The organism is Thermococcus peptonophilus (assembly GCF_001592435.1).
In the GTDB taxonomy this organism is placed as follows: domain Archaea; phylum Methanobacteriota_B; class Thermococci; order Thermococcales; family Thermococcaceae; genus Thermococcus; species Thermococcus peptonophilus.
Window position 1 is genome coordinate 37,851 of the sequence record NZ_CP014750.1, and the last position, 19,498, is coordinate 57,348.

Below are 19,498 nucleotides of genomic sequence, written 5' to 3' on the forward strand. Positions count from 1 at the left end.
ATACTCATTTAAATGGCGAGGTCTTATTTTCTGCTGGTGATGATAATGGCCACGAGGAAGCTCTACTACGAGGACGCCTATTTGAAGGAGGCCAAAGCGAAGGTTCTGGAAATAAGGGACAACGCCCTCCTTCTCGACCAGACGGTATTCTACCCGACCGGGGGCGGCCAGCCCCACGACAGGGGGACTATAAACGGCGTTGAAGTTCTGGATGTTTACAAGGACGAGGAAGGCAACGTCTGGCACGTTGTCGCTGAGCCTGAGAAGTTCAAGATTGGAGATGAAGTTGAGCTGAAGATAGACTGGGACTACCGCTACAAGCTGATGAGGATACACAGCGCGATGCACCTTCTCGACCACGTCCTCAACGAAGTCCTTGGAAGGGGCAACTGGAGGCTCTACGGGAGCGGGATGAGCGCCGAGAAGGGCAGGTATGACATAGAGTACCCCGAGAACGTCAACCAGTACAAGGAGAAGATAATAGAGCTCTTCAACCGCTATGTCGATGAGGGCGGCGAGATGAAGATATGGTGGGAAGGTGAAACGCGCTATACCCAGATAAGGGACTTTGAGCCAATTCCCTGCGGCGGAACGCACGTGAGGGACATAAAGGAGATAGGCCACCTCAAGAAGCTCAAGCGCTCCAGTCTCGGAAGGGGCAAGCAGAGGCTTGAGATATGGCTTGAGGACTGAATTTTTGCTGCCCTTCTCCATTTACTTTCAGGGGGCTTTATTATCTTGGCGGTTTTAAGAGTCTGCACCCTCAACCTACACGGGAAGCAGGAGAACGACGATATTAGATTTTCTCGCATAGCTGACCTTCTCTCTGAGCTCGAACCAGACCTCTGCGCCCTCCAAGAAGTAGTAGTGGATGGCGAGAGAACAACGGCGGGGAGGCTCGCGGAACTGCTCGAAGAAAGAACTGGGGAAGAATACTATCCCTACTTCGTCGAGACGCACCTCTTTTATGAGAAGTACCCTGAAGGAGTGGCCGTCCTCTCAAGGCACCCGTTCAGAAGTACGTGGGCGGCGGACTTGAACGATATCCCAATTCCCCCGCTCCTCCCGAGGAAGGCCGCGATCGTGGAAGTTGATGTGGAAGGAAATTCGCTTATCTTCGCCTCCGTTCACCTCGACCACCACGAGAACCCTTTGGTGAGGAAGTTCCAGGCCGAGAAGCTGCTTGAGGCTCTGGACAAGTTATCTCCAAAGGATGCCGCCGTGCTCCTAGCCGGAGACTTCAACGACACCGAAGACTCCCCTGTGGTTGGGCTCCTGCAGGAACGTGGTTTTGTGGATGCCTACCGAGTCATTAACGATGATCCAGGATTCACATTCCCTGCGGAAGGCCCGAAGATGAGGATAGACTATGTCTTCGTAAAGGACCTAGAAGTGCTCTCTGTGAAGAGAATCCTGATGGATAAAGGGCTTAGCGACCACTTTGGGGTTTATTTGGAATTCGAAGTGAAAAGATAAAAAGCAGATCAGAAGACCATGGCTTTCCTCTTTTTCTCCACTATCCCAACATCGCTGTTGTAGTCCATCTCGATGCCGAAGACACCGAAGCGCTCGTAGAGGTCTTCGCTGGAGAACTTCGCCTCGTTCAGCACCCATATCGGAACGTTCACCGTCTTTTCGATGACGAATATCGTAGCCCTCAGCCTCTCCTCGTCGCTCAGCTCTTCCCAGTTCGAGGCGTACTCAAGGGCGGTGTCCAAGAACGGTCTTGGAACGGCAGGCAGGCTAATGAAGGTGTCCCTTGTTGACAGCCAGTCCTCGCTCCCCTTCCACCTAGACAGCGTTTTCAGGGTTTTCCTCATCAACCAGTGTTGACTTATGGCCCTCTCAAATCCGCTCCAGATCTCCTCGTAGAATCTGTCGTTAAGTCTGAGAAGGTAGAGCTCGCTTCCAATCCCTTCAAGCTCACCGAGCAGATTAACGCTCGCCTCGAAGCTCTTTTTGTCGTAGGGGAGGTGGGTTTTCTCCCCCTCAGGCTCGAATATAAGTGCTTTTCCCTTCTTCAGCCCCCTCCTGTTCACCCTCCCGAATCTCTGCACAAGGGCATCGAGTGGGGCGACCTCAGTATAGAGGACGTCATAGTCTATGTCGAGCGAAACTTCAACCACCTGGGTCGCCACGAGGATACCGCTCTCGATACTCTCAACGAGCTCCATCTTTTTCCTCTTGTCCTCGTTGGTGAAGCGGGAGTGGAAGAGGTAAACGTCCTCCCTCTTCCCCTTCAGCTCCGTGTAGAGCTCTCTCGCCCTCGTTACGGTGTTCGCAACCACGAGCACTTTTCCCCTCTCCCCGGCAATCTCGTCCACCGCGTTGAGCAGGGGTTCGTCCCTCACTTCCACATCAACCCTCTTCCTTGAAGAATACCTCTCCTCCACCTTTTTGAACGGAATCAGTGGTTTCAGGCCCCTCTTCTCAAGCTCCTCCGCGAGGGGAGAGGGCAGGGTAGCCGACATGACCGTTACTTCCGCCCCGAGGTGTCTCCTCGCGTACTCAATTCCGTCCAGAATGAGGGAGAGAGTATAGGGGCTGTAGGCGTGTATCTCGTCTATTATCCAATGTGCACCCCTCAGGGCGAACTCCCTCACAGGATAACGCGGGTAGTTGAGGAAAGCGAGGAGAACCTGGTCCACCGTCGAGACGAAGACCGGTTTCATAGCATAGCGGTGGAGGAGCCTCTCGTCGAGCGCTCCCCTGTAGTAAAGGCTTAGGAACAGAAGGCTGTGGGCAAAGGAAACTTTCTCCCCAAACACCGCTTCAAAGCGCCTTCTCATGGCTTCCGTGGTGGTTATGGTGGGGAGGGAGTAGACGAGCTTAACCGCCTCGTCAGGGGTCGCCAAAAGGCTCGTTTCCGTCTTTCCGTCACCTGTAGGCAGTCTAAAGTATCCCCCTCCCTTTCCGAGGACGGCCAGCTGATAGTCCCTCGGCTCAAAGCCCCTTTTCTCCAGGTACTCGAGAGTCTTCTCTCTTGCCCAGTCTCCGGAGAGATGGTAGGTTTCTGCTTTCATTCCCGCGCTCTCAAGCCAGTCCGAAACACGGAGAAGGCCGTTGAAGAGGGTGTAGAGCGCGCGGACGTTGACCGGATCGAGGCCGTAGTCCTCAAGGTCTCCCCCAAGGACGGCCTCTCTGAGCTCCCAGACGAAGTCGGATGGGTTGGATAGTACTTTTCCATCAACTATCAGCTTCTCTCCCCTATCAATCTCCCGCTCGTAGAGGCCCTGGTGGAGATCGGAATGGTGTGACAGGATTGAAGCGAGGGCAATGCTCCTGAAGGGTTCATTGCACGCCAGGAAGGCAGAGGCAAGCTCTACTCCAAGGTAAGCGTGCGGTGGAGCCCTTTTCACATTTCCTTCAAGCTTTGCCTGGAACCTGTCGTCGAGCTTGCCGAGGTCGTGGAGGAAGACGTGCCGCAGGAGGCAGGGTTCGAGGGATGGATCGTGCGGCACCTTCGAGAGCAGCACCTTCGCTATCCCTTCCGCCCCCTTGGAGTGCTCGTAGAGGCTCTTATCGGGCTTCGCTTTCTTTTTCTTCATAAGCTCGACCAGCTCTTCCCACTCCATAGCTCACACCCAGCAGAAGTCTCTATAGGCACATCTTTTACAGTAAGGCTTTCTTTCGGCTCTAGGTGGGCTCTCAAGGGAAATAACCTTTTCGATTCCCCTAAAAGCGTTCTCAAGGGTTTCAACGTCATCCTCGGTCAGCTCGACCTCTTCGGCAGTGCCCTCCCTCGGATAGGAAACGAGCCCCTTGGCCTTCATCCCGGCCTTCCGGAGGAGGTAGAGGTAGTATTTCAGCTGCCATCTCGCAGGTTCCTCGAGCTTTGAGCTCTTCTTCACCTCGATCACCTGGAGGCCATCTCTCTTCCTCACGACGTCGAGCTTCGCCCCCTCAAGGAGAACCTCCCTCCAGTCCCGCTCGTAGGCATCGCCGTGGATCATCCTACCTATAAGCATGTCGTCGTTGTCGAAGTCAAAGTTGAGCCCACGCGAGAAGAACCACAGCTCCCTCCTGCAGGCGAAGTAGTACTGCACCATAACTCCTGTTATCCTAACGCGTTCCTCCATCAGATTATCTCCCCCACGGGGCTTTTGTCGGTTCCAATTACGTGGAGCGTGAAGTTTGAACCTGGGAGCTCGTAGATTAGAACGGAGTCGTTATCCTCAATGAGGTCCTCAAGCGTTCTCTTTATCTCGTAAAGCTGTGCCCTCGTCACTTCGCCCTCGAAGACGCTGTTCTGGCGCCAGTGGAGGTGAGTCCTGAGGAAGCGGTGAACTTTCGAGACACGCTTAACGTCAACATCATAGACAACTATGACGTACATCACCACCACGCCCGCAGAGAGGTGTAAGTCTTATCCCCAAATAGGTGCCTAACGAGGGAGTACCCTTCAAGCCTGATGAGGTACCTAATGGAAACGTTCCTCTTGAGCCTCGGGTGGAGGACTTTCCTCTCAAGCTCGCCGTTAAGCTCTGGCAGAAAAACCCTCAGCCCCTCGCGGTTGAACATGACTCCAACGTCCCTCTCGAAGTGCTCTTCCTTTATCTTTCCCCTGTTTACGAGCCTCAGAATGACGCGGAAGACCGTTACCGGCTTGAAGATGTCGGCGAAGTCGAGGGCCAGCGAGTACCTCCTCTCGAGAGGTTCGTGGAGGAAGCTTATGGCAGGGTGGAGGTAGGTCTTCCTTATCTCCGAGAGGGCCACAGTGTATAGGACGGAGTTGCCGTAGCTTATCATGGCGTTGACCTCGTCCTTAGGCGGCCTTCTGTTCCTCTCCTTGAACTCGAAGTTCTTTAAGAGCGACCCGAAGATCGTGTAGAACTCCTTCCAAAGGGTGCTTTCAACTCCCATAAGCTCGGCCGGGCTTTCTCCCTCAACTGGAACTTCCTCGATTGCTGAGGCATCGGCGCGGTAGGACTTCAGAAGGGCGAGCATTGAGGCCTTTATTCCCTTAACGAACTGGCCTGCTATGTAGAGGCGCTTTTCACTGTCAAGGTAGTGCTCAGCCTGCCTTATAACAACGCTCCCGCTCACCTGCCCCTCGGCGGGCATGTAGGAGCCTCTGTAGTAGCCGTACTTGTTGTAGAAATGGACGGGAACGTTCTTCTCGGAGAGGAGCTTTATGGCGCCGCTCGTCAGCGTTACTGGTTTGAAGCAGTGCACCTCGCTTGTGGAGTTCACGGGAATGGCCTTCTTCCCGTTTTCGTTCTCGAAGAAGAGGGTGTTGCCCTTCCTCTCAAGGACACCCATCTGGGTTATGTACACGGGCTTCTTCATAGCACCACCGCACGACTGCGTTCTACGGAAACTTTCCCGGAGAACTCCACTGATTTCGGCCCGAGGACCAGCATCACCTTTCCACACGATTACGTTCTACGGAAACCTCTACAGGTTCGTCACCATGGAGGAGGCACCAAGGGCTTTCCACACGATTACGTTCTACGGAAACCCCCTAAGCACTTCATTATCTACTTTGGTCCGTATAATCTTTCCACACGATTACGTTCTACGGAAACGGGTCTTGTCGGTGTCATAAACGACTTTGACCTTGTAACTTTCCACACGATTACGTTCTACGGAAACATAAGCGAGAGGGTCTGGAACCTTGAGAATTGTTGAACTTTCCACACGATTACGTTCTACGGAAACCGAGGCTAACGCTTGAGATGGTCGGAGCGGTCGTATCAGCTTTCCACACGATTACGTTCTACGGAAACGTTGGCATAGCCCTGTGGGTGAAAAGCGTCCATCAGTGCCCCTTTCCACACGATTACGTTCTACGGAAACGCAATCATCCCTCACAAACGCCGCGTTCTTCGGCGGACTTTCCACACGATTACGTTCTACGGAAACCTTCGTGATGGATGCAATACGTCACAGGATCGAGGAATACTTTCCACACGATTACGTTCTACGGAAACCTCGCGACCTCCCCTTCAATTTTCTCCCGCTCAAGATCTTTCCACACGATTACGTTCTACGGAAACCTCACCATCCCGGCCGGCACGAGCGAGCCGGCGAGAAGCTTTCCACACGATTACGTTCTACGGAAACTCTGGCTATTTCCAGAGTCTTACCCTCGAAAAGCAACTCCTTTCCACACGATTACGTTCTACGGAAACAAGAGAAAGTCCAGAACGACGAGCCTGTGCAGTGGACTTTCCACACGATTACGTTCTACGGAAACCAGGCAGTACATCAGGCACTCCAGGAGCTCGACAAGCTCTTTCCACACGATTACGTTCTACGGAAACCTCTTCGATGTCGATGTTCAGAATATCTCCCTTGGCTTTCCACACGATTACGTTCTACGGAAACGGGTTTGACCTCAGTGCTCAGGCCAGGACCCTTTCCGCCTTTCCACACGATTACGTTCTACGGAAACTTGGTAGTGAAGAGTGTGGTAAGCTGTGCTTGAAGGCCTTTCCACACGATTACGTTCTACGGAAACACTTCACTTTCCTCCTTCATTTGACAAATAAAGTGATTTCCCAACTCCTATTTAAGGCTTTCTTTGGGAACCCGTGGCACTGCACCCCATTTATAAACCTGACACAAAAACGAAGAACCCACCAAAGGGCTTGGAATTGTGACAACACACTTCAAAACATTTGAAAATTCTATTTCAAAAATCGAAACTAAGTTTAATAAATTTATGGCCAATAAAATCATTGAAAACAAAATCCATGGACAAAGAGGACTTTTCAACTATCTAAACTCCAGAGACTCTACTTCATTTGCATATTTGGGACTTTTTATGTCTTTTATGCAAAACGTATCCATTCAGCGAACTCTTACCACCAGTATGGTAAACAGAAAATGAAAACTCTTCTAATCAACATAAATCTTTTTTAAACCCTTTAAATCAACTAAAATCAAAAACATAGAGTGAACAGAAAGTGAAATGAGATTTCAGAACACGAAAACAGGTTCTCCGTCAAAGAGTAGCACGCTCGCTGGATTGGCGAGCTCCACGAAGCCGCCGGCGAAGGCTATGACCCGCTGGTAGACCGCCCTCCTCTTCTTCCCGCTGTAGGTAAAGTCCACGGGCATTCGGTACTCCCTGGGCGTCAGGTTGTTCCGTCTCATCACGAGGAACCTCGCGCCCCTGGCGTAGTCCTCGGCCGGGATGATGCTCTTCAGCGTGCTTTCCCTCCCCTCCTCGACCTCGACTACTTTCATCCACTCCCTCTTTGCTGGGTAGAGTAGGCTCTCGCTGTCCCCAACGTAGGGGGCAAATACCGGATCGAGGAGGGCATCGTAGGCCTTTTCTATTAGTTTATCATCGCCCGCAAAGAACATACGGTAGTGAGGCCTGTGGAAGAGCACCTTCGTTATTGGATAAATGGGGGCGCTGGCGTTCTTGAATATCGCCGCCGTCTCCTCCACCCTCGCTCCAGGGTCTTCTACTACGACACCGTACTTTAGCTCATTCAAGAGCTTTCTGAAGCCCTCCTCCGGCAGCCCCATGGCCCCAGCGACCATTCCTATCGCCGTTGTCCTCGGTGGGAATGGATAGCTGTCGAGGAGGAGGGAGTTGTAGGGAATCCTGAAGTGCGCCTGCAGGGGCTTTACTTCCACGACGAGGCCCAGCACGTCACTCACCGAGCTTCAGGTTTTGTATCCTCTCCCTCAGCTCCTTCATGCTGAGAACCTCTACCTTCTCCATTCCCTCAAAGGCCTTCTTAAGCTCGTCCACGTTGGCGAAGCGGTTTTCGAAGAGGCCGATGTAGAGCTTCTCTATGTTGTCGTCAAACGCCTCCACGGTCTCCTTGAGGAGGTCAACGTCGAGGACGAGCTTTCCGTCAACGTAGCCGGGCTTCACGCGGAGAGCGTCCCCGATTACTGGAATCTTGTACCTCAGCAGGGCGACGACCATCACCTCGGGATAGACCTTGGTGAAGAAGTTGCTGAGCTTTGCGCCGCCGTGGTACTGCATTATAGCCTCAAGCAGGGCCTTCAGGCGCTTCTCCCGCTCCTCCTTCGGGAGAATGTAGAGCGTAACTTCCTTTCCCGTGGCGTCCTTCTCCTTTTTAGCCTCAAGGCCCTCAAGTTTGGGAACCTCAAGGCCCTCCTTGAAAACGCCGAGCCTGTCAACCTCTATGAAGAAGTTGCCCCTCATGACGTTGGTGGTTATCTCGGTCTCGTATATGTTGTGGTTGTCCCCGCTCGGGTCGTAACGGACCCCAAAGTCCCTGTCCTCCTGATAGGGGAAGATTGATATCATGCCGTTTGTTCTGACGACGGCTGTCCTCTTGGGGTCTTTCACATTACCAACTTTCTTTCCTGCGAGCATGTAGCCAAAGAGGTCGTCGTCTATGTACTTGTGCGGCTCGCCGAGGGAAACTATGACCTTTTGGCCGCCCTCGCTCTTTGGAACGACCTGGCTCAGATCCCAACCAAGCTCCTTCAACAGCTGTCTGAGGTGGTACTTAACGCTCTGGCCGCTCACTCTGACGTACTCCCTACCATCAATGGGGTCGCGCACCTTCTTGAGGACGGCGATAACGCCCTCAGTCCCGTTCGAGTTCAAGTTTGCACCTTCAACCTTCGTCAGGGTAACGACCTCAATCGCCTTCACCCTTATCACCTCCGTAGAGAGCGTTCAGCATCCCGTTGAGCAGGATCGCCTTCACGACCTTCCATTCATTGCGGTTCTCGTAGACGGGCCTGAGGTCGAGGCCCGTCTCAAGCTTCGCCTGGAGCTCAACGAGCTTGTTCACAAACTCCTCGAAGCCCCTTGCCCTGAAGAGCTCCCACTGGTAGCGCTCAAGGTTCGTGCCCTTCATGGCTTTCCCAAGGGCGTAGCCGAGCCCGTTAATCTTCTCGAAAGTCTCCTTGTCCACAACATCACCCCCGAAGGCTTCAAAGTAGGAGCGGGCCCAGGTGAGGTAGTAGGCAGGGAGCGGCAGTTTGTTCTTCACCCGCTCCATGAAAATCCCGTTTAAAAGAACGAAATCGAACCTTCCCGAGAGGAGCCTTGAGATGAACTCCTCCCGCTCAAGGAAGTTCTTAGCCCTGTCCTTTCCCCTCGGTATCTCAAGCATCTCGTAGAAGAGCACCACACCGGAGTCCCTCCTTTCGAGGTGCCGTTTTCCCCAGTTCGTCTCCTTCCCCGCTTCCTGAACTCTATCAATGAACCCGATGAGCCTCTCAAGGGTCGTGCCCTCTATCGTTCTCTCTTTGTATATCTGGCCCGAGCCGTAAACCAGGTATGCCCTAACGGTTCTTCCAACTTCAACGGTTTCCTTCAGCATCCTCCTGTTCTTGAGGAACTTGACGAACTCGTGGAGAACGGCAAAGAAGGCCTCGTTCGGGTGGTACCTGCTGAGTGCCAGCTTGGCGCTTATGGAGTACCTTTTCTTTCCGTCCCTTGTCTCTGCCGTGACCTTGAAGTTTTCCATCCAGAAGTCGTCCTTGAAGGTTTTCTTGAAGCGCTTCAGATCGCGTTCAGGGGCGTCGAAGAAAAAGCGGAGCGTTGAGCCTCCAACCGGGACGGTGTAGAGGTAGGCCATCGCGGAGTAGAGCTTGAAGGCATGCTCGATGCAGAAGTGTAATCTGCCATTGTCCGATACTATTGAATCTATCTTCCTCTCGAAGGGAAAAATGAACGATTTATTACTCACTATCTCTTTCTTCTGCCCGCAAAGCGAACATACTCCCTTTTTTGATTTGGTGAGGCTCTGATGGATCTTCACTTTGTTGTCACTTTTTGGAAGCTCAAACTTGAACGCTCGGAGAACCGATATCGCGTCTTGCTCTGAATCAACGGGAGCGCCGTTGGTCATCTCCGAGACTGGCAGTAGATAGTTTTCATTGATGACCCCTGGTGTTATCTCCTCAATTCCCATCTCCCGGAGAAAGAGCTCGCCGTTCTTGAGGTATGCGTCTAGCATCCGGCAACTCACCTCCAAATAGGATTAACAAAGCCAAAGCCGAGACTGTTCTTTTCCCCAAGGCCGACATCCATGAGGAAGCGGTAGAACTTCCTCTCCTCTGGTTTTATGCGCTCCTTTTCGAGAAGCTCCCAGTTGGAGCCGATGACTGGAAAAGGAACCCCGTTCTTGACGACCTTCACGTAAACGTCTATCTTCCCATTCTGTCTAACTTTTGGTATCATCCTATCAAACAACGGGCCTTCGAGGGAAAGTTCCTCTCCATAGAAGGCGTTGTACTTCTTCTCGGCGTTCTCTTTAAGACGATCGAGAAAAAAGCGCAGGTCCCTATGGGCGTGGAGCTTGAAGTACTCGTTTTTGCTGGCGTTCCTGTAGATGACAACCGGTGAGCCTGTCTGGAAGGCTTTCCTAAGAGGGAGCCTGAACTTTCTGAGCTCCGCAACTTGGTACTCATTCTTCCCGATGTGGATACTCTCCCTTTCCTTGATGGTCGAGTGAAGGGCATTAATGAAGCCTCTCTCTGGGGAGGAAACTATAAAAGTCGGCCTCCCCTCCCTGTCCAAGAAAAAGTCAGAGAACGTGAAGAACTTGAACTTCGGCTGGTCGTGTCTCTCCCCGTACTCAGTTCCTTTCAGCATGTGGTAAATAAAGCCTTGGACTGCGTGCTTATTCGGTCGCGAAAACTCGTTATTTAAGGATATTAGTGTTAACTTTAGTCTCATAATTTTCACCAGACAACACGAGTTGTCGATTACATCCTTTGTTATCCGTGCTTATAAATTTTACTTTCAAATAGCTATTTGGGATATTATCATTGTGGGAGAGAAGACTAGATGCTGGAATTCGTACGATTATGTCCTACGGAAACAGAACGGCAACGGGATAATTACACGGAAGCAAAAGTTATTTCCACACGACTACGTTCTACGGAAACTTACCCTTTCTTTTTCTGGCTCTTCTGCTAGAATTCAAAAATTTCCACACGACTACGTTCTACGGAAACCAGCCGCGATGACGACGGGAATGTGCTCCTCTCTGAATTTCCACACGACTACGTTCTACGGAAACTTCAGAATGCGGGCGACGAGGTTAGTATTAGCGTGGATTTCCACACGACTACGTTCTACGGAAACCGGGGAAGGTCCCGCGGGCGGGCCGTTGAAAGGCCCGGATTTCCACACGACTACGTTCTACGGAAACTTTTCAGGTTTGATGTGTGCCAGCAATAACACTTCTAATTTCCACACGACTACGTTCTACGGAAACCCTCGAGCTGAAAGACATAGAGACGGGGCTATTTGGTTCATTTCCACACGACTACGTTCTACGGAAACGTGAGGGGTCTTCAGATCCGCGTGAAGGAGCTCGAGGAGAGGGTATTTCCACACGACTACGTTCTACGGAAACTCAAACTGGTAGGCCTCGGGCTGGCTGCATGTTTTTCGTATTTCCACACGACTACGTTCTACGGAAACCCGAAGATCATGAGAGCAATGCCCCAAATCAGGTGGGATTTCCACACGACTACGTTCTACGGAAACTTCTCCAGGAACTTCTGAAAGCCAACGAGGAACATTGATTTCCACACGACTACGTTCTACGGAAACGTCGCCCTCTTTCCTGTACAGGCCGGACTTCTTCGAGATTTCCACACGACTACGTTCTACGGAAACAATTTCCGCGTGCTCAACCGTCGTAAGGTTCCCAAAATATTTCCACACGACTACGTTCTACGGAAACTCTGAAAGCTGAAAATGAAAAACTGAGGAAGGAGCTATTTCCACACGACTACGTTCTACGGAAACAAGGGTGTTTATGCCATTAAGGTGAACGGAAGAACATATGATTTCCACACGACTACGTTCTACGGAAACCCCTGTTGAGTCGAAGCGCCAGGCCTTGATGGCTAATTTCCACACGACTACGTTCTACGGAAACGTGTTCTCCAGTACCCGGAGTTTGAACTCGACGGCGATTTCCACACGACTACGTTCTACGGAAACCAGAATAGCTGTGAAAACAAATGATGGCTTTACAGCGACATTTCCACACGACTACGTTCTACGGAAACATCGTCCGTGACGGTCTGCGTGCTCAGGTTGCCGAGGATTTCCACACGACTACGTTCTACGGAAACCCCGATTCTGCCCGTCACGAGGCTCGGATTTGTCCCGTATTTCCACACGACTACGTTCTACGGAAACCGAAAGGGGCTTCTCAACGTATTACTCACAAAAAAGAAAGCATTTCCACACGACTACGTTCTACGGAAACGTTCAGGAGCTCAACCACGTGGGCCAGCCTCAGGCCAGATTTCCACACGACTACGTTCTACGGAAACACATTTACATCGACAATGCTCTTGTCGCATCTAAGGCTGATTTCCACACGACTACGTTCTACGGAAACTGTTCCCTGAGTGCTTTAGGCAGGTGTATCAACCTGTTATTTCCACACGACTACGTTCTACGGAAACCTCTTCATATATTCAAAAGATACGAGCATTCTCGACAGCTATTTCCACACGACTACGTTCTACGGAAACGCGCCCTAGATAGGTGGGTCTCGAAGAGGAAGCTCGATTTCCACACGACTACGTTCTACGGAAACCTCAAGCTTCGGCTACGAGAGTGAAGGCTTCCTCCGTATTTCCACACGACTACGTTCTACGGAAACCGGACGAGGAGGAGCGTTTCAAGAACGCTCGGAGAGAAGATTTCCACACGACTACGTTCTACGGAAACGGCAAGGACGCAGTGAAGTACCTGGAGGAGGTTGTGCCATTTCCACACGACTACGTTCTACGGAAACCTGGTCAAAATAAGCTCCAATCATCGCCTCGAACTTGTCAGATTTCCACACGACTACGTTCTACGGAAACTTGTCTTCCACGCTGGTCTCGGTTTGTAGGCAATGAATACTCATTTCCACACGACTACGTTCTACGGAAACGCCCTGCCCAACTTCTCCAGCTCACCCATGATGGCCTTGATTTCCACACGACTACGTTCTACGGAAACCCTTCACTTTCCTCCTTCATTTGACAAATAAAGTGATTTCCAACTCCTATTTAAGACTTTCTCCGGAAACCTGTAGCACTGCACTCCACTTATAAACTTGCCACAAAACTAGAGGAGCGTTCACAGACTTTCTAACCCCAATTTCATGCACAAATTGGGTTCTATTACCTATCCAAAAAATCGAAAATGAAATAGATGGATTTAAACCTCTATATCGGTCTGAAATTCTTGTCTATCTTGTTTCAGGCCTTCCAGACTATTTAAACTTCCCCTAGAATTGTCCAACAGAACCATTGGGGCCTTCTGGCCTTTTTCTTACGGATGGATACATTTTACGAAAAATTACCACTGACGTGGTAAACAAAAGCTGATCTCCTATATTGGGCCTTAAAATTTCAAAGTTGACGTTTATCTCCTCCTAATTACTCATCTGAGGACAAGCAGAGCTTTAAAGCTTAAAAGTTAGCCCGAGAGCCATTCTTGCCCTTCCCGGTGCTACTTCTGGAACACATAAAAATACCGCTCAAGGCTCTTGTGGACTCTCTGGTAGTAGCTTCCGAGCATCTTGAACCCAACCGCCTCGGCCTCCGCCTTCCCGTCGAAGTCAGCTGGGAAAGCTATCGCCAGTCTCCCTCCGTCCTCAAGTACGCCGTAGATGCTCCTCAGGGCCTTTTTGTAAAGCTCGTCCCTCTTTCTCCCCGCTAAGGTCGCGGCGGTGCCGTAGGGCGGGTCGGTTGCTACTGCCTCAAATTTCTTGCCGGGGAACAGCTCCTCCAGCCTTGTCGCGTCGCCAAGCTTGAGGGTGTAGTCCCTCACCCCGTAGTGCTTGAGATTGGTTTCTGCTCCCTCCACCATCTCCGGCCTTATGTCCACGCCGTAAACCTTCAGGCCCAGCAGACCGGCCTCGATGAGTATCCCACCTGCCCCCATGAAGGGGTCGAGGATTTCCTGCGTTGCCTTCGTCAGGTTCACGAGCGCCCTTGAGATCCTCGGGTGGAGGGAAATCGGCCTGAAGAAGGGCCTGTGGTGGGCCTTCCTCCTTTCGAAGTCCTTCGGGTCGAAGTACCTCAGCCTTATCCCGGCGTATAACTTCTCGCCGCAGTAAACCCGGACAACAGTGTCCGGCCTTGAGAGGTTCACGCGGAAGCCCTTCGCGTGTATAACAGCCCCGAGCTTCCTCGGCAGATCGAGGACATCGTGCCTGCAGTTGGCCATAGTCTCGGTATCAACTTTGAAAGCCCCCTCTATAGACCACTCCACTTCTCCAGCCTTCTGGAGGAGTTCTTCAATGGAATCAGCTTCAACCAGAAGGAGTCCGTACTCGTGGGCTAATCCAAGCCTGTCGAGAAACGGGAAGGCTTTCTCACCCGCATCGACCTTGATGAAGAGGTAGTCCTGGCCGATAATCTCTCCACCGCCGAGTTCGAGCATTGCCTTCACTTCGTCCCGTGCCATTTCGGGCAGGTTTCCGAGTATCTCCACATAGAGCATGGTCGTAGTTCGGGCGGGAGTTTTAAAGTTTGCCGACGAAAACAGGTGGCGACAACAATTTACATGTGAAGAAAAGGAGAGAATGCTCACGGGACCGGATAGCCCAGCCCCTTGAGGATCATCCTTATCGCCAGAAAAGCCATCACAACGGCAAATGCCTTCGTAAGCTGGGAGGCCTTAGTCCTCTTGGCAATCTTCGCGCCGAGCTGGGCGCCGATTATCAGGCCCGGGACGAGGAGGACGAGCCACTCAACCTCAACGTTGCCCAGCATGTAATGTTTTATTGCTCCGGACGTGGCCGTGAAGACTATGGCAAAGCTCGAAGTTGCGACCGCGTAGTGGATAGGAAGCCCCATGTAAGTGAGGAAGGGCACGTTTATCGCTCCCCCGCCGATTCCGAGGAGGCCGCTGGCTACCCCAGCTATGAAGCCGCCAATTGGGACTACTTTGTAGTCCAGCTTGATTTCCTTCAGGTCAACCTCATGTGGCTCCCTGCTCTTTTTGCGGTATAGCCTTATGGCCACGAGGAAGAGGACAACGCCAAAGATAACCTTGAGCTGGGCGGCACTTATGTAGCTCGTGGCCCAGGCCCCGATGTAAGCTCCGATAACGGCCGTTGAGGCCAGCAGGAGGCCCGCTTTGTAGTGTATTCTCCTCTGTCTGTGGTAGGCTATCGCCGAGCTCAGGGAAGTGAACACGACCGCTGCGCTGGAAGTTCCTACTGCGTGGTGTATTTCAACGCCCAGGAAGTTGAGAGTGGGGACTATCAGGAAGCCACCGCCGAGGCCGAACATGGCGGCGAGGATGCCTATGACAATGCCAACTACAAAGTATCCCACGTACTTAAGCACGAAACCACCACCTGTCTTTGTTCAGTTCTCGAAAATCAGCTCCTTCAGCTTCTTTGGAAGCTCCTCAATCTTCACCCTGACCTGCTCCCTTGTGTCGCGGTCTCTGATCGTCACGGTTCCGTCCTCCGGCGTCTGGTTGTCAACGGTCACGCAGTAGGGCGTACCAATCTCGTCATAGCGCATGTAACGTCTTCCAATGGTGTCCTTTTCGTCGTAGACGGCTATGAAGCCCTCCTTCTGGAGCGTCCTGAAGATATCGTAGGCTATGCTCTTGAGCGGCTCTTTGGCAACGAGCGGTAAAACCGCTACCTCGATTGGGGCCATGTCCTTCTTGATCTTCAGGTAAGTCCTGTCCTCTTCGATGACAAGGCTGTTCTCGAGGAGCAGGTAGAATGGCCTGTCTATACCAAAGCTCGGCTCGAGGACATGCGGGACGATTTTCTCACCGGTTATCTTCTCCTCGACCTCCCTGATTATGAAGTCGTCCCTCTCGAGCTCGTAGCCCTCGATCGTGACTTTTCCTTCTTTTTCGAGGAGCTCAACCAGCTCGCGCTTCTTCTCCTCGTCCCAGTCCTTGATCAGCTCGTTTATCATCTTGGCGTCCTTCTTCAGCTTAGGACCGACCCTCTTCATGTTGAGGCTTACTTCAAGCTTCTTCACAATCTTCGGCTCGTCGTAGTGGATGAGGACCGTTAAGTCGGCGCCGCTCTCGCGCATGTGCCTGCTCAGGTCGTAGTCGCCCCTGTTCGCTATCCCGACGCACTCCACCCAGCCAAAGCGCTCGCTGTGTATCTCAGCGTCCCATGTATCTCTTGAATAGTGCGCCCTCTCTTCGGGGAGCTGCTGCCTGAAGCGGATTTTGTCCTCGGGAATGCCGATGTCGAGGAGAACCCTCTTGACCATGACCATGTAGTAGGCGAAGAGAGTGTTCATTATGTAGCCCTTCTTTACGGCTTCCTCTGCTGTTATCTCGATCATACCGAGTTTCTTGAGCTGGTGCTCTATCGGGTAGAGCCTGAGGACTTCGTCCTTGACCTCGTCGAAGTGCGGATGCGCTGTCTCGTTGGGGTTGAAGAATATCTCCGCCTCTGCCTGCGTGAACTCCCTGAGGCGAAGCATACCCTGTCTTGGCGAAATCTCGTTTCGGTATGCTTTGCCTATCTGGAAGACGCCAAAGGGAAGTTTGTTCCTCGCAAAGGCGTTCAGCCTTTTGAAGTTCACGAAGATGCCCTGGGCAGTCTCGGGTCTGAGGTAACCCTTCTGGTCGCCGTAGGGGCCTATCTTCGTCTCGAACATGAGGTTGAAGTACCAGACGTCAGAAAGCTCACCGCCGCACTCCGGACAGCGGATGTCGTGCTCGCGGATGAGCTGGGTGAGGTGCTCCGCGCTCATTCCCTCGGTGTCTATTCCGAGGGCTTCCTCAACCAGGTGGTCTGCCCTGAACCTTGCCCCGCACTTTTTGCACTCTACCAGCGGGTCGACGAACTTTTCAACGTGACCGCTTGCTATGAACACCTTCTCAGGCGTTATATCGGGTGTCTCTACTTCAAAGAAGCCCTCCCTCTGGAAGGCCTCTCTGATCTTTCTCTCTATCTTTCTCTTTATCGTCGCTCCAAGCGGTCCGTAGTCATAGAATCCGCGTGAGCCGCCATAGATTTCAAAGCTCCCCCAGGCAAAACCTCTCCTCCTCATCAAATCCTGGAGAATCTCGTACTTGTCGGGCTTCTCTCCCATCACTCACCACCTGAAACTGGAGTAAAGCCAGTTCATAAAAAGCTTTTGGGATGCTCATTGTCAGCGTGCCAAACAAATTAACGGAAGCGGGGGTCAACCCCGCTCAAGGATGATGATACCTACGGCTGGCACTTCAACTGTGCCATGAAGCGGTTCCGGGCTGAAATTCTCAGGCCAGATTACTTTCCACTCTCCCTCAGGAAGCTCCAGTGAAGCCGGCTTCTTCCAGCTGTTGGCAACGACGAGAACCTCGTCGTCGTGTCCCCTGAAGAAGGCCATGACGCCCCCCTTGGCAGTGTAGAACCTTATTGCGCTGCTCCTCAATGCAGGAACTCTTTTTCTGAGCTCCGCCAATGCCCTGTAGTGGGTCAGGACGTCTTCGTTCACAGCATCCCACTGTATCGGGTAGCGCTGTTCGTCATAGTGCCCCTTTTCTCCGAGCAGTCCCCTCTCATCTCCCTGGAAGGTGACGGGAGTCCCGGGCAGGGTGTAGAGGAGCGTTGAGAGGAGCTTAAGTCTCTGAATTGACTCGTTTGACGGCGTGTCACCCAGTTTGCCGCCGCCGAGATCAGTGAGAACCCTCGAGGTGTCGTGCGAATCAACGAGGTTGAAGCCCATCGCAACTACGTTCTCACCGTAGGAAGCGTAATAACGTCCCATCATTTTCATTGCACTTCCCCCGCTGAGCAGGCCCTTGGCGTAGTTCAGGAGGATGTCCCTTCCGAGGGCGTAGTTCATGAGCGAATCGAAGCGGTCCCCTTTTACCCACTCCGGAGAGAGCGTCCATATCTCTCCGACAAGATATGCGTCCGGCTTTTTCTCCTTGACTGCCTTTCTCAGCTCCGGGAAGAACGTCTCCGGATCGAGGACTTCGTTCGGCACGTCAACCCTTATGCCGTCAAAGCCGAACTCTATCCAGTGGATGGCCGCTCCTATCAGGTATTCCCTGACCACAGGGTTGGCAGTGTTGAGCTTCGGGAGGCTCCCAAAACCCCACCAGCCGACGTAGGCGCTCCCATCGCCGAGCTTGAAGGGCCACTTCTTGACGAAAAACCAGTCCCAGTTGGGGCTTTCGCTGCCCTTCTTCCAGACGTTGAGGAAGGCGGGATTCCCAATGCCGCAGTGGTTGGGCACGAAGTCGAAGATTACCCTCATCCCCCTTCTATGGGCCTCGTCGAGAAACTCCCTCAGCTCCTCCTCGGTCCCGAACTTGGGGTCGAGCCGGTAGTAGTCGTAGGTGTCGTAGCCGTGGGCGCTTCCTGAGAGGAAAATCGGGTTGAGGTAGATTATGGTCACGCCCAGGCTCTGAAGGTAGTCGAGCTTCTCCGTTATTCCCTTTATGTCGCCGCCGAAGTACTGGTGGCAGCAGTGGAGGGGTGTTATCGGGTCGCTCCAGTTGGAGAGGATTGGCTGCCCTGGATTGACCTGGTTCAGAATTAGCTCGTCGTGGTCCAAAGCTAGGGCATCGTTGCTCCTGTTTCCGTTGTTGAACCTGTCAGGGAATATCTGGTAGGTTATCCCGTTGCTCACCCACTCCAGCTGGGGGAACCCCTCAACGCCATCAAAGTGGAAGAACGGGGTTTCACTTGTGTCTAGGACGGCAAACTTCTCGCCGTCAGAGGAAGTTATGAGAATGTAATAATCAGCAGGTTCAACCGGCATCTCAGCGCGCCACATCTCGCTGGAGTCCCACCAGAGCTGGAGCCTCATCGTGTAGTTTCCGTGATCCGTGACAAGAACCGCGGACTCAACCGTGTCCCTCTTAACCTCAAACCTGACCACGGTTCTGTTGTCCGCGATGCTGAGATAGGCAGGGTCCTTTGGATCGAACTCGACGTAGAACACTTCATGGCCATCAACTACCCTCACGGCGTTCTTTCCGCCATAGCCATCGGGTGCGTAGGCATCGGCATCGGGGTCATAGGGCTTTCCTGTCCCGTCGTCGGACATGTCCTTGACCCACTGGCCGTTGATGAAATATTTGTACTCGTACCTTCCAGGGCGGAGACAGACGGTCTTCCTCCATGTGCCGTTCTTCAGCCCCATTGGCCACTCTCCCCAGTCATTGAAGCTCCCGCGGAGGCTGACCGACTTTACGGTCCTGTTTCCGGGGTTGTATGTGAACTTTACGGGGACTCTTCCGGAGGGACAGCCTTTCTCTATGCCGATGTAGATGGGAGTGTAGTTAACCGAAGGCAGTCCGAGTTCTGTTTTTTCGGAAGGGCCGTACGTTGAGGTAGAGGCCGTAGAAGTGGAAGACTGGGAGGATGGTATTGACGTCGGTGGAACTGTCGAAGTCGTTGCCGGTTGATTTTCATGGCTCTCTGAGATACAGCCGCTTGCTACTGAGGCCAGAAGCAGGAGAATTAGCAACAGGCTACCTTTTTTCATGCTTTCACCTTAATCACTTTGAGTGATACAATTTATAGCCCTTTCCTCTGGAGACGAGAACTCCAGCTTTAATGTTGGGTGTGGCCAGAAGAACGGAAAGAGT

Annotated in this window: 14 protein-coding genes and 2 CRISPR repeat arrays; of the genes, 2 read left to right on the plus strand and 12 right to left on the minus strand. The window is 52.5% G+C overall.

Going from position 1 to position 19,498, the window contains the following annotated elements; translation table 11 throughout:
* Positions 1-39 precede the first annotated feature (39 nt).
* The gene (locus A0127_RS00195) at positions 40-693 is read left to right on the plus strand and encodes an alanyl-tRNA editing protein (RefSeq protein WP_197463603.1); all 654 of its coding nucleotides are present in this window, start codon (positions 40-42) and stop codon (positions 691-693) included.
* A gap of 45 nt (positions 694-738) precedes the next feature.
* Positions 739-1,476 (plus strand): endonuclease/exonuclease/phosphatase family protein, encoded by a 738-nt coding sequence (locus A0127_RS00200; protein ID WP_062386300.1) that lies wholly within the window; start codon positions 739-741, stop codon positions 1,474-1,476.
* Between the two features lie 8 nt (positions 1,477-1,484).
* On the opposite strand, the gene A0127_RS00205 is transcribed toward A0127_RS00200, so the two are convergent.
* The 12 genes from A0127_RS00205 to A0127_RS00260 form a co-directional block, all read right to left on the minus strand.
* Complete coding sequence (locus tag A0127_RS00205) at positions 1,485-3,575, minus strand: CRISPR-associated helicase/endonuclease Cas3 (RefSeq protein WP_062386304.1); 2,091 nt, start codon at positions 3,573-3,575, stop codon at positions 1,485-1,487.
* A gap of 3 nt (positions 3,576-3,578) precedes the next feature.
* Positions 3,579-4,079 (minus strand): CRISPR-associated protein Cas4, encoded by a 501-nt coding sequence (gene cas4 / locus A0127_RS00210; protein WP_231855769.1) that lies wholly within the window; start codon positions 4,077-4,079, stop codon positions 3,579-3,581.
* Positions 4,079-4,336, minus strand: coding sequence for a CRISPR-associated endonuclease Cas2 (gene cas2, locus A0127_RS00215; protein WP_062386307.1), 258 nt, complete (start codon positions 4,334-4,336; stop codon positions 4,079-4,081). Before cas2 ends, cas4 begins: the two co-directional genes overlap by 1 nt.
* Positions 4,336-5,289, minus strand: a complete 954-nt coding sequence (gene cas1b / locus A0127_RS00220; protein WP_062386311.1) for a type I-B CRISPR-associated endonuclease Cas1b — start codon at positions 5,287-5,289, stop codon at positions 4,336-4,338. Before cas1b ends, cas2 begins: the two co-directional genes overlap by 1 nt.
* Positions 5,290-5,366: 77 nt before the next feature.
* Positions 5,367-6,463: direct repeats of the CRISPR family, unit length 29 nt; unit sequence CTTTCCACACGATTACGTTCTACGGAAAC.
* A gap of 461 nt (positions 6,464-6,924) precedes the next feature.
* On the minus strand, positions 6,925-7,617 hold the full coding sequence (cas5, locus tag A0127_RS00225; protein WP_331710445.1) for a CRISPR-associated protein Cas5: 693 nt from the start codon (positions 7,615-7,617) through the stop codon (positions 6,925-6,927).
* Positions 7,610-8,593, minus strand: a complete 984-nt coding sequence (gene cas7i / locus A0127_RS00230; protein ID WP_062386319.1) for a type I-B CRISPR-associated protein Cas7/Cst2/DevR — start codon at positions 8,591-8,593, stop codon at positions 7,610-7,612. The genes cas5 and cas7i overlap by 8 nt, the downstream gene beginning before the upstream one ends.
* Positions 8,580-9,908, minus strand: coding sequence for a hypothetical protein (locus A0127_RS00235; protein ID WP_062386323.1), 1,329 nt, complete (start codon positions 9,906-9,908; stop codon positions 8,580-8,582). The genes cas7i and A0127_RS00235 overlap by 14 nt, the downstream gene beginning before the upstream one ends.
* Before the next feature lie 8 nt (positions 9,909-9,916).
* Entirely contained in the window at positions 9,917-10,630 is a 714-nt protein-coding gene (gene cas6, locus A0127_RS00240; RefSeq protein ID WP_062386326.1) for a CRISPR-associated endoribonuclease Cas6, read from the minus strand.
* Between the two features lie 183 nt (positions 10,631-10,813).
* Positions 10,814-12,928: direct repeats of the CRISPR family, unit length 29 nt; unit sequence ATTTCCACACGACTACGTTCTACGGAAAC.
* Between the two features lie 495 nt (positions 12,929-13,423).
* Positions 13,424-14,419: a TIGR01177 family methyltransferase gene (locus A0127_RS00245; RefSeq protein ID WP_062386329.1), complete on the minus strand. Its 996-nt coding sequence runs from the start codon at positions 14,417-14,419 to the stop codon at positions 13,424-13,426.
* Between the two features lie 86 nt (positions 14,420-14,505).
* A complete protein-coding gene (locus A0127_RS00250) occupies positions 14,506-15,270 on the minus strand; it encodes a sulfite exporter TauE/SafE family protein (protein ID WP_062386332.1) in 765 nt (254 codons plus the stop codon).
* Positions 15,271-15,291: 21 nt separating this feature from the next.
* Positions 15,292-17,004 carry a glycine--tRNA ligase gene (gene glyS, locus A0127_RS00255; RefSeq protein WP_062386335.1) on the minus strand — a complete coding sequence of 571 codons (1,713 nt, stop codon included), beginning with the start codon at positions 17,002-17,004 and terminating at the stop codon, positions 15,292-15,294.
* Positions 17,005-17,097: 93 nt separating this feature from the next.
* Entirely contained in the window at positions 17,098-19,395 is a 2,298-nt protein-coding gene (locus A0127_RS00260) for an alpha-amylase family glycosyl hydrolase (protein ID WP_062386338.1), read from the minus strand.
* Positions 19,396-19,498: the final 103 nt, after the last annotated feature.

What these genes read in the sequence shown, in the direction of transcription:
- cas2 (WP_062386307.1), bottom strand. Translation starts at nt 4,336, where the DNA reads ATGTACGTCATAGTTGTCTATGATGTTGACGTTAAGCGTGTCTCGAAA.
- A0127_RS00235 (WP_062386323.1), bottom strand. Translation starts at nt 9,908, where the DNA reads ATGCTAGACGCATACCTCAAGAACGGCGAGCTCTTTCTCCGGGAGATG.
- cas4 (WP_231855769.1), bottom strand. Translation starts at nt 4,079, where the DNA reads ATGGAGGAACGCGTTAGGATAACAGGAGTTATGGTGCAGTACTACTTC.
- cas1b (WP_062386311.1), bottom strand. Translation starts at nt 5,289, where the DNA reads ATGAAGAAGCCCGTGTACATAACCCAGATGGGTGTCCTTGAGAGGAAG.
- A0127_RS00205 (WP_062386304.1), bottom strand. Translation starts at nt 3,575, where the DNA reads ATGGAGTGGGAAGAGCTGGTCGAGCTTATGAAGAAAAAGAAAGCGAAG.
- glyS (WP_062386335.1), bottom strand. Translation starts at nt 17,004, where the DNA reads ATGGGAGAGAAGCCCGACAAGTACGAGATTCTCCAGGATTTGATGAGG.
- A0127_RS00260 (WP_062386338.1), bottom strand. Translation starts at nt 19,395, where the DNA reads ATGAAAAAAGGTAGCCTGTTGCTAATTCTCCTGCTTCTGGCCTCAGTA.
- A0127_RS00195 (WP_197463603.1), top strand. Translation starts at nt 40, where the DNA reads ATGATAATGGCCACGAGGAAGCTCTACTACGAGGACGCCTATTTGAAG.
- A0127_RS00245 (WP_062386329.1), bottom strand. Translation starts at nt 14,419, where the DNA reads ATGCTCTATGTGGAGATACTCGGAAACCTGCCCGAAATGGCACGGGAC.
- cas6 (WP_062386326.1), bottom strand. Translation starts at nt 10,630, where the DNA reads ATGAGACTAAAGTTAACACTAATATCCTTAAATAACGAGTTTTCGCGA.